Here is a 9,694-nt window from a genome sequence, read left to right as displayed (position 1 = left end):
GGACGAGCCAGGTCGGCTACTAGGCCGCCTCGGCGTGGACGTTGATCTCGGGCGCCCCGTTAACCACGCTGGCCGAACGCAGGCATTGCGCAGTGGGCATCCCGGCATGGATGCCGGGATAGCCGCGCTGGGCCATGGATGGCCCTTCGCGGCGGGCCCACGGAGCAATGCCGGAGTGAGGGCACGCCGAGCCTAGGCGAGGTGCCGAGTGGTGGGGCAGAAGCGTTTTGCTTACTTTTGCGCTTCTCAAAAGTGAGCCGCCGTCAGGGCGGAACCCTAAGTGGCCGTTACCGCAGCGATGGATATGTACTCGGCCATAATCCTGGCCAACTGTCAGACTGACTTCGTGCGCAAGCTCCTATTCAAAAACTCAGGTATCTGATCTTCTAAATAGATTCCAAGACGCAGGCTACACAGTGGCGAAAGGGTTCACTCTCCTATACGTGGTCACAGCATGCTATGCCAACAACGACTCCACGCCGATACCGTGTGGGCCGCTCTCCCTCTCGGGTGCGAACACGCCAGTGATAACTGCGGCCTCTGTCCTGCGCGCACCTCCTATCTGAGGCCGAATAATTGTTTGCTGCGCGACAGCGCAGCGTCGGCGACGCGGCGGGGACTCCCTCACCACAAGGGCTTGTGTAACCTTCCAGTGAGCGGCATTGCCTCGGGTTACCCGTTACCGCGAACAGCCGAGACGGCCGCTACACGCTACAATGGCGGTTTTTACCGATCATGAGGTGTGTGTCTTGACTGCTCCAGGTGCTTTGAATTCCGCTGCCGGCTCGCTTTATGTGGTGGCGACGCCCATCGGCAACCTGGACGATATCAGTGCCCGGGCGCTGAAAATCCTGCAGGAGGTTGCGCTGATCGCCGCTGAAGACACGCGCCACTCCCAGCGCCTGCTGCAGCATTTTGGCATTTCCACGCCGTTGGCGGCCTGTCATGAACACAATGAACGGGATGAAGGCAGTCGTTTCATTACCCGGCTGCTGGCGGGCGATAATGTCGCGCTGATTTCCGATGCCGGTACGCCACTGATTTCCGACCCTGGCTATCATCTGGTGCGTCAGGCTCGGGCGGCGGGCATCAGCGTGGTGCCGGTGCCGGGGGCTTGTGCATTGATCGCAGCGCTGTCGGCGGCAGGCCTGCCGTCGGACCGTTTCATCTTCGAAGGTTTCCTGCCGGCCAAGGCGGTGGGGCGACGGGCGCGCCTGGAGGCCATAAAGGAAGAGCCGCGCACGCTGATCTTCTATGAGGCGCCGCACCGCATCCTGGAATGCCTGCAAGACATGGAGCTGGTGTTCGGCGCCGAGCGCCCGGCGCTGCTGGCTCGTGAGTTGACCAAGACCTTCGAAACCCTCAAGGGCTTGCCGTTGGCCGAGTTGCGAGCCTTCGTCGAAGGTGACAGCAACCAGCAGCGCGGCGAGTGTGTCGTCCTGGTGGCTGGGTGGACAGCCCCGGAAAGTGAAGACGCTGTCAGCAGCGAAGCGATGCGCATCCTGAACCTGCTACTCGAGGAAATGCCCCTCAAGCGCGCCGCGGCCCTTGCGGCGCAGATCACCGGTGAGCGCAAGAACGTGCTGTACCAGGTCGCACTGGAAAAACAGAAGGGTCAGTGAAAGCAGGGCGCAGGGCTGGCCCAAGGCTTTTAGCGCTTGTTCTTCAGGCGCTCTACCGTTAACCTTCGCGGCGGAGAGTCGATCGGACAGTCGCTGCCCTCTATGAAAATTAGGGGGGGGAGGAAAGTCCGGGCTCCATAGGGCGAAGTGCCAGGTAATGCCTGGGAGGCGTGAGCCTACGGAAAGTGCCACAGAAAATAACCGCCTAAGCGCTTCGGCGCCGGTAAGGGTGAAAAGGTGCGGTAAGAGCGCACCGCACGTCTGGCAACAGTTCGTGGCTAGGTAAACCCCACTTGGAGCAAGACCAAATAGGGTCCCAAGGCGTGGCCCGCGCTGGGACCGGGTAGGTTGCTAAAGATGTCCAGTGATGGCCATCGTAGACGAATGACTGTTCAAGACAGAACCCGGCTTACAGATCGACTCTCCACCTTTTTCCCTCCCTGCCGGAATCACTGGCAGACGCAGTTCCTAATACCAAAAAAATCTTACTCTTAACAAATCACTTTAACTTGTGCGCGCAGCCTCCTGTGCTCATTCGGGTTGAGGCGAAAATTCCTACGTCAGATTCTTGTTACCCCTCCTGAAACGCTCCTAAATCTCCGATCTATAAGGCTTTTCCTTCAATCCGCGCCTTGACGGTGCGGTAGGCGCATTCCTATAGTGTGCGCAAGTGGCGGAAAGTGGCATGAAGTGGGTTTTTTTGAAGGTAAAACGCCAAAAAGTGGAGAAACGCAGACGTGTTTCGCGGAGCTAACGCTATCAGTCTCGATGCAAAAGGCCGTCTCGCCATGCCGAGCCGGTATCGTGACGAGCTCGTTTCGCGAAGTTCGGGGCAGTTAATCGTCACGATCGACGCTGTTGACCCATGTTTGTGTGTTTACCCTCTCGATGAGTGGGAAATCATCGAAACCAAACTGCGCGCACTGCCTTCGCTGCGTGAAGAAAACCGCCGTTTGCAACGCTTGCTGATCGGTAATGCCGTCGACCTCGAACTCGATGGCAGCGGTCGTTTCCTGGTGCCGCCGCGCCTGCGCGAATACGCCAAGCTGGACAAGCGCGCGATGCTGGTGGGCCAACTGAACAAGTTCCAGCTGTGGGACGAAGATGCCTGGAATGCGGTTTCCGCCGCTGACCTCGCTGCTATTCAACAACCGGGCGCCATGCCTGATGAACTGCGTGATTTGATCCTGTGACTATTGATAGCGGCTTTAACCACATCACCGTACTGCTTGACGAAGCCGTCGAGGCTCTCGCCGTACGTCCTGATGGCTGCTATCTGGACGGCACGTTCGGGCGTGGCGGACACAGCCGGTTGATTCTCAGCAAGCTCGGTCCGGGTGGCCGGTTGCTGGGATTCGACAAGGATCCTCAAGCGATTGCCACCGGGCAAGCGCTGGCGGCCGAAGACGGCCGCTTTGTCATTGTGCAACGCAGCTTTGCCGAGCTGGCTTCGGAAGTCGCCGAGCGTGGCCTGGCCGGCAAGGTCAGCGGCGTGCTGCTCGACCTGGGCGTGTCTTCGCCACAACTGGACGACCCGGAGCGCGGCTTCAGTTTCCTCAATGACGGCCCGCTGGACATGCGCATGGACCCGTCCCGAGGCATCAGCGCCGCCGAATTCGTCAACACTGCCCCGGTGGAAGAAATCGCCCGTGTCTTCAAGGAATACGGTGAAGAGCGTTTCTCCGGCCGCATGGCCCGTGCCGTGGTCGAGCGGCGCGATATCAAGCCATTCGAGCGCACCGGCGACCTGGCCGAGGTGCTGAAAGTTGCCAACCCGGCCTGGGAAAAGGGCAAGAACCCGGCGACCCGTGCTTTCCAGGGCTTGCGCATCCACGTCAATAACGAGTTGGGCGATCTGGAAGTCGGTCTCGAAGCAGCGCTTGAAGCGCTGGAGATCGGCGGTCGGCTGGTGGTGATCAGCTTCCATTCCCTGGAAGACCGCATCGTCAAGCTGTTCATGCGCAAACTCACCAAGGGCGAAGCCGATAACCTGCCGCGCAACCTGCCGGTGCGTTTCGAAGCCTTCGTGCCAAAAATCAAGATCCATGGCAAAGCGCAGTTCGCCTCCGAGGCTGAACTCAAGGCCAACCCACGTGCCCGTAGCGCCGTCATGCGTGTCGCGGAGAAGTTGCGGTGAGCAAGCTCTTCGCCAAGCCACTGCCAGGCGGCAGCTTTTTCATGCTGCTGCTGTTTATCGGCGTGCTCGTGTCGGCCATCGCCGTGTCCTATAGCGCGCACTGGAACCGGCAGCTTCTCAATACCCTCTACAACGAACTGAGCGTGCGCGACAAGGCGCAGGCCGAGTGGGGCCGGTTGATCCTGGAGCAGAGCACCTGGACCGCCCATAGCCGTATCGAAGTCTTGGCCACCGAGCAGCTGAAAATGCGCATTCCCGGCGCCGCCGAAGTGCAGATGGTGGCGCCATGATGAAACTCGAAGGGGCGCTGTTCCCGTGGCGGTTCCGTCTGGTCCTGGGCTTGCTCGGGATCATGGTGGCGGCGATTTCATGGCGCATCATCGACCTGCAGGTCGTCGACCGTGATTTCCTCAAGGGGCAGGGCGATGCCCGCAGTGTGCGGCATATTCCGATCCCGGCTCACCGTGGCCTGATCACCGACCGCAATGGCGAACCCCTGGCCGTGAGCACCCCGGTGACCACCTTGTGGGCCAACGCCAAGGAAATGCAGCAGGCCAAGGAAAAATGGCCAGCACTGGCCGCTGCCCTCGGGCAGGATCCCAAGGCCCTGGCCGAGCGCCTCGAAGCCCAGGCCAACAAGGAATTCATTTATCTGGTGCGCGGGTTGACGCCCGAGCAAGGCCAGAGCGTGCTCGATCTGAAAGTGCCTGGTGTCTACGGCATTGAAGAGTTCCGGCGTTTCTACCCGGCCGGTGAAGTCACCGCCCACATGGTCGGGTTTACCGACATTGATGACCGAGGGCGCGAAGGTGTCGAACTGGCCTATGACGAATGGCTCGCCGGGGTCGCCGGTAAGCGCCAGGTCATCAAGGATCGGCGCGGCAGGCTGATCAAGGATGTCCAAGTCACCAAAAACGCCAAGGCCGGAAAGCCCTTGGCGTTGTCCATTGACCTGCGCCTGCAATACCTGGCCAACCGTGAACTGCGCAATGCCATCGTCGAGAACGGTGCCAAGGCCGGCAGCCTGGTGATCATGGACGTGAAGAGCGGCGAGATCCTGGCGATGGTCAACCAGCCGACCTACAACCCGAACAACCGTCGCAACCTGCAACCGGCGATGATGCGCAACCGCGCGATGATCGACGTGTTCGAGCCCGGTTCGACCATGAAAGCCGTGTCCATGGCCGCGGCCCTGGAAACCGGGCGCTGGAAACCGAGCGACACCGTCGAGGTGTATCCGGGCACCCTGCAGATCGGCAAGTACACCATTCGTGACGTGTCCAAGACCGAAGGCCCGGTGCTCGACCTGACCGGCATCCTGATCAATTCCAGTAACGTCGGCATGAGCAAGATTGCCTTCGATATCGGCGGCGAGGCGATCTATCGCCTGGCCCAGAAAATCGGCCTCGGCCAGGACACCGGCCTGGGCTTCCCGGGCGAGCGTGTCGGCAACCTGCCGAACTACCGCGACTGGCGCAAGGCTGAAACCGCCACGTTGTCCTACGGCTACGGTGTTTCCGTGACCGCGATCCAGTTGGTCCACGCGTTTTCCGCGCTAGCGAACAACGGGCGGATGGCACCGCTGACCCTGATCAAGACCGACAAGGCGCCGCAGACCACCCAGGTGATCCCGGAGGATGTCGCCAAGACCATGCAGGGCATGCTGCAACAAGTGATCGAAGCGCCGCGCGGTGTCTATCGCGCCCAGGTCCCGGCCTATCACGTGGCAGGCAAATCGGGTACGGCCCGTAAAACCTCGGTGGGCACCAAAGGCTACGCCGAGAATTCCTACCGTTCGCTGTTTGCCGGCTTCGGCCCGATGAGCGACCCGCGCTACGCCATCGTCGTGGTCATCGACGAACCGAGCAAGGCGGGCTACTTCGGTGGCCTGGTCTCGGCGCCGGTGTTCAGCAAAGTGATGTCCGGCACCCTGCGCCTGATGAACATTACCCCGGACAACCTGCCGCCGACCCAGCAGGCCAATACCGCACCGGTCGTTCCCCTGAAAGCCGAAGGAGGGCGTGGCTGATGTCCCTGAGCCTGAACAAGATTTTTGCCCACGCCGGTCACGATCTGTTGATCCGCGAACTGGCCCTGGATAGCCGCAATGTCCGTGCCGGGGACTTGTTCCTGGCGGTGCCGGGTGCGCGTTTCGATGGTCGCGACCATATCGCCGACGCCCTGAAGCGTGGCGCGGCTGCCGTGGCGTATGAAGTGCACGGCGCGACCGTGCTGCCGATCACCGACGTTCCGCTGATTCCGGTCAAGGGCCTGGCGGCGCAGCTGTCGGACATCGCCGGGCGTTTTTATGGCGACCCGAGCCGCCACCTGAACCTGGTGGGCGTGACCGGTACCAACGGCAAGACCAGCGTGACCCAACTGGTGGCCCAGGCCCTGGACCTGCTCGGCCAGCATTGCGGCATTGTCGGCACCTTGGGCAACGGCTTCCATGGCGCGCTGGAAAGCGGCCTGCACACCACGCCGAACCCGATTGCCGTGCAAGCGACCCTGGCAGACCTGAAAAAGGCCGGTGCCAAGGCCGTTGCGATGGAAGTCTCTTCCCATGGTTTGGACCAGGGCCGTGTGACCGCGCTGGCGTTCGATGTCGCGGTGTTGACCAACCTGTCCCGGGATCATCTGGATTACCACGGCACCATGCAGGCCTACGGCGAAGCCAAGGCCAGGCTGTTCGCTTGGAATGATTTGAAATGCCGGGTCATCAACCTCGATGACGAATTCGGTCGGCAACTGGCTGCCGAAAAACGCGAGTCGCGGTTGATCACCTACAGCCTGGAAGATGCCAGCGCCTACCTTTATGTACGCCAGGCGCAATTCAATGACGAAGGCGTGCGCGCCACCTTGGTCACGCCCCAGGGCGAGCACCATTTGCGCAGCACCTTGCTCGGCCGTTTCAACCTGAGCAACGTATTGGCGGCCATCGGCGCCTTGCTCGGCCTGGACTATGCGCTGGACGAGATTCTCAAGGTCTTGCCGAAGCTCGAGGGCCCGGCCGGTCGCATGCAGCGTCTGGGCGGTGGGACTCAACCACTGGTTGTGGTCGATTACGCCCATACCCCCGACGCGTTGGAAAAAGTTCTCACGGCCCTGCGACCTCACGCCAAGGGCAAGTTGCTGTGCCTGTTCGGCTGCGGTGGTGATCGTGATCGCGGCAAACGCCCATTGATGGCCGAAGTCGTGGAGCGGCTGGCAGACGGCGTGCTGGTCACCGACGACAACCCACGCAGCGAAGACCCGCAGCAGATTTTTGATGACATCCGCGCCGGTTTTGCGGCTGTGGACAACGTCACCTTCGTGGCTGGTCGCGGCCAGGCCATTGCCCAGTTGATCGCCAGCGCCTCGGCGGACGATGTCATCGTCCTGGCCGGCAAGGGCCACGAGGACTATCAGGAAATCAACGGCGAACGCCATGCTTTCTCCGATCTGGTGGAAGCCGATCACGCCCTGACCGCGTGGGAGGTGGCCCATGCTTAAAGCCCTGAAGCTCAGCGAACTGACCAACGCCCTGAATGCGCGCCTCATCGCCGCGGACGCCACCTTCAACGGCGTCAGCATCGACAGTCGGGCAATCGCACCGGGGCAATTGTTCGTCGCCTTGGCCGGGCCGCGTTTCGATGGTCACGATTACTTGAACGAAGTCGCGGGCAAAGGTGCGGTCGCGGCCCTGGTCGAGCGCGAAGTGAGCAACAGCGCGCTGCCGCAATTGCTTGTCAACGACACTCGCCAGGCCCTGGGCCAGCTCGGCGCGCTGAACCGCGCGGCGTATGGCAACCCGGTCGCGGCCATCACCGGCTCCAGCGGCAAGACCACGGTCAAGGAAATGCTTGCCAGCATCCTGCGCACCCGCGGTCCGGTGCTGGCGACCCGTGGCAACCTGAATAATGACCTCGGCGTACCGCTGACCTTGCTGGAACTGGCGCCGGAGCACAGTGCCGCCGTCATCGAGCTGGGGGCTTCGCGGCTCGGCGAGATCGCTTACACCGTGGGCATGACCAAGCCCCACGTGGCGGTACTCAACAATGCCGGGACTGCTCACGTCGGCGAGTTCGGCGGCCCGGAAAAAATTGTCGAGGCCAAGGGCGAGATCATCGAGGGGCTGGATGCCGATGGCGTCGCCGTGCTGAATCTCGACGACAAGGCTTTCGAAATCTGGAAGACCCGGGCGGGCGAGCGCAAGGTGCTGACCTTTGCCCTGAGCAACCTCGCCGCGAATTTCTACGCCAGTGACCTGGACCGCGACGCTCGCGGGTGCCCGGCCTTTAACCTGCACAGCCCGGATGGCGCCGAGCGGGTGCAATTGAACCTGCTCGGCACCCATAACGTTGCCAACGCCCTGGCCGCGGCGGCGGCTGCCCATGCCCTGGGCGTGTCGCTGCCGGGCATCGTCGCCGGGTTGAACGCCGTACAGCCAGTCAAGGGGCGCTCCGTCGCGCAACTGGCCAGCAATGGCATGCGCGTGATCGACGACACCTATAACGCCAACCCGTCGTCCATGTGCGCGGCCGTGGATATCCTCGCCGGTTTCTCCGGCCGTACCGTATTGGTGCTGGGGGATATCGGTGAACTGGGCGAGTGGGCGCAACAGGGGCATCACGACGTCGGTGCCTATGCGCGCGGCAAGGTCGACGCGCTGTATGCGGTCGGTCCGATGATGGCCCATGCGGTCGCCGCGTTTGGCGAGCACGCACGGCATTTCACCACTCAGGCCGAACTGATCCAGGCCCTGGGCGGCGAGCAGGACCCGAACACCACCTTATTGATCAAGGGCTCACGCAGCGCAGCGATGGAAAACATCGTCGCGGCGCTGTGCGGCGCCTCCACGGAGAAACATTAATGCTGCTGCTGCTAGCGGAGTACCTGCAACAGTTCCACAAAGGCTTCGCGGTCTTCCAGTACCTGACCCTGCGCGGGATCCTGGGTGTGCTGACCGCGCTGTCGTTGTCGCTGTTCCTGGGCCCGTGGATGATCCGCACCCTGCAGAACCTGCAGATCGGCCAGTCGGTTCGTAACGACGGTCCGCAATCGCACCTGTCCAAATCCGGCACCCCGACCATGGGTGGCGCGCTGATCCTCTCGTCCATCGGCATCAGCACCTTGCTCTGGGCCGACCTGGCGAACCGGTATGTCTGGGTCGTGCTGCTGGTGACCTTGCTCTTTGGCGCCATCGGCTGGGTCGACGACTACCGCAAGGTCATCGAGAAGAACTCCCGTGGGCTGCCAAGTCGCTGGAAGTATTTCTGGCAGTCGGTATTCGGCCTCGGCGCGGCGATCTTCCTTTATATGACCGCCGCCTCGCCAGTGGAAACCACCCTGATCCTGCCGATGCTCAAGGACTACAGCATTCCATTGGGCGCAGGCTTCATCGTGCTGACCTACCTGGTGATCGTCGGTTCGAGCAACGCGGTCAACCTCACCGACGGTCTCGACGGCCTGGCGATCATGCCGACGGTGATGGTCGGCGGTGCGCTGGGGATCTTCTGCTACCTGTCGGGTAACGTGAAATTCGCTGAATACCTGCTGATCCCTTATGTGCCGGGGGCGGGCGAGCTGATCGTGTTCTGCGGAGCGCTGATCGGTGCCGGCCTGGGCTTCCTGTGGTTCAACACCTATCCGGCGCAAGTCTTCATGGGCGACGTCGGCGCGCTGGCGCTGGGCGCGGCCCTGGGCACCATCGCTGTGATCGTTCGCCAGGAAATCGTCCTGTTCATCATGGGCGGCGTGTTCGTGATGGAGACCCTGTCAGTCGTCATTCAGGTTGCGTCCTTTAAATTGACCGGCCGCCGCGTATTCCGCATGGCGCCGATCCACCACCACTTTGAACTCAAGGGCTGGCCCGAGCCGCGTGTGATCGTCCGTTTCTGGATCATCACCGTGATTCTGGTCCTGGTCGGCCTTGCCACCCTGAAGCTGAGGTAGA

General features: G+C 61.9%; 8 protein-coding genes and 1 other RNA gene. All 9 read left to right on the top strand.

Translation table 11 applies throughout. From position 1 onward, the window contains the following. The first annotated feature begins 716 nt into the window (after positions 1–716). Positions 717–1,622, top strand: a complete 906-nt coding sequence (gene rsmI / locus AD662_RS23355) for a 16S rRNA (cytidine(1402)-2'-O)-methyltransferase (RefSeq protein WP_074849468.1) — start codon at positions 717–719, stop codon at positions 1,620–1,622. A 74-nt stretch (positions 1,623–1,696) separates the two neighbouring features. Continuing rightward, an RNA gene (rnpB, locus tag AD662_RS23365) (RNase P RNA component class A) lies at positions 1,697–2,050 on the top strand. A gap of 309 nt (positions 2,051–2,359) precedes the next feature. Then, positions 2,360–2,815 (top strand): division/cell wall cluster transcriptional repressor MraZ, encoded by a 456-nt coding sequence (mraZ, locus tag AD662_RS23350; RefSeq protein ID WP_003205355.1) that lies wholly within the window; start codon positions 2,360–2,362, stop codon positions 2,813–2,815. After that, complete coding sequence (gene rsmH, locus AD662_RS23345) at positions 2,812–3,759, top strand: 16S rRNA (cytosine(1402)-N(4))-methyltransferase RsmH (RefSeq protein WP_003205354.1); 948 nt, start codon at positions 2,812–2,814, stop codon at positions 3,757–3,759. The genes mraZ and rsmH overlap by 4 nt, the downstream gene beginning before the upstream one ends. Further along, a complete protein-coding gene (gene ftsL, locus AD662_RS23340) occupies positions 3,756–4,049 on the top strand; it encodes a cell division protein FtsL (RefSeq protein ID WP_003178214.1) in 294 nt (97 codons plus the stop codon). The genes rsmH and ftsL overlap by 4 nt, the downstream gene beginning before the upstream one ends. Then, complete coding sequence (locus tag AD662_RS23335) at positions 4,049–5,788, top strand: peptidoglycan D,D-transpeptidase FtsI family protein (protein ID WP_018606077.1); 1,740 nt, start codon at positions 4,049–4,051, stop codon at positions 5,786–5,788. The genes ftsL and AD662_RS23335 overlap by 1 nt, the downstream gene beginning before the upstream one ends. Further along, entirely contained in the window at positions 5,788–7,251 is a 1,464-nt protein-coding gene (locus tag AD662_RS23330) for a UDP-N-acetylmuramoyl-L-alanyl-D-glutamate--2,6-diaminopimelate ligase (RefSeq protein WP_053189816.1), read from the top strand. The genes AD662_RS23335 and AD662_RS23330 overlap by 1 nt, the downstream gene beginning before the upstream one ends. Then, a complete protein-coding gene (locus tag AD662_RS23325) occupies positions 7,244–8,611 on the top strand; it encodes a UDP-N-acetylmuramoyl-tripeptide--D-alanyl-D-alanine ligase (protein ID WP_018606081.1) in 1,368 nt (455 codons plus the stop codon). The genes AD662_RS23330 and AD662_RS23325 overlap by 8 nt, the downstream gene beginning before the upstream one ends. Next, the gene (gene mraY / locus AD662_RS23320; protein WP_014340067.1) at positions 8,611–9,693 is read left to right on the top strand and encodes a phospho-N-acetylmuramoyl-pentapeptide-transferase; all 1,083 of its coding nucleotides are present in this window, start codon (positions 8,611–8,613) and stop codon (positions 9,691–9,693) included. Before AD662_RS23325 ends, mraY begins: the two co-directional genes overlap by 1 nt. Position 9,694: the final 1 nt, after the last annotated feature.

Origin of the sequence: Pseudomonas kilonensis (assembly GCF_001269885.1) — a bacterium.
Taxonomy (GTDB): domain Bacteria; phylum Pseudomonadota; class Gammaproteobacteria; order Pseudomonadales; family Pseudomonadaceae; genus Aquipseudomonas; species Aquipseudomonas kilonensis.
Note: the sequence above shows the minus strand (reverse complement) of the source record. Positions and strands in the feature narration are given on the sequence as shown.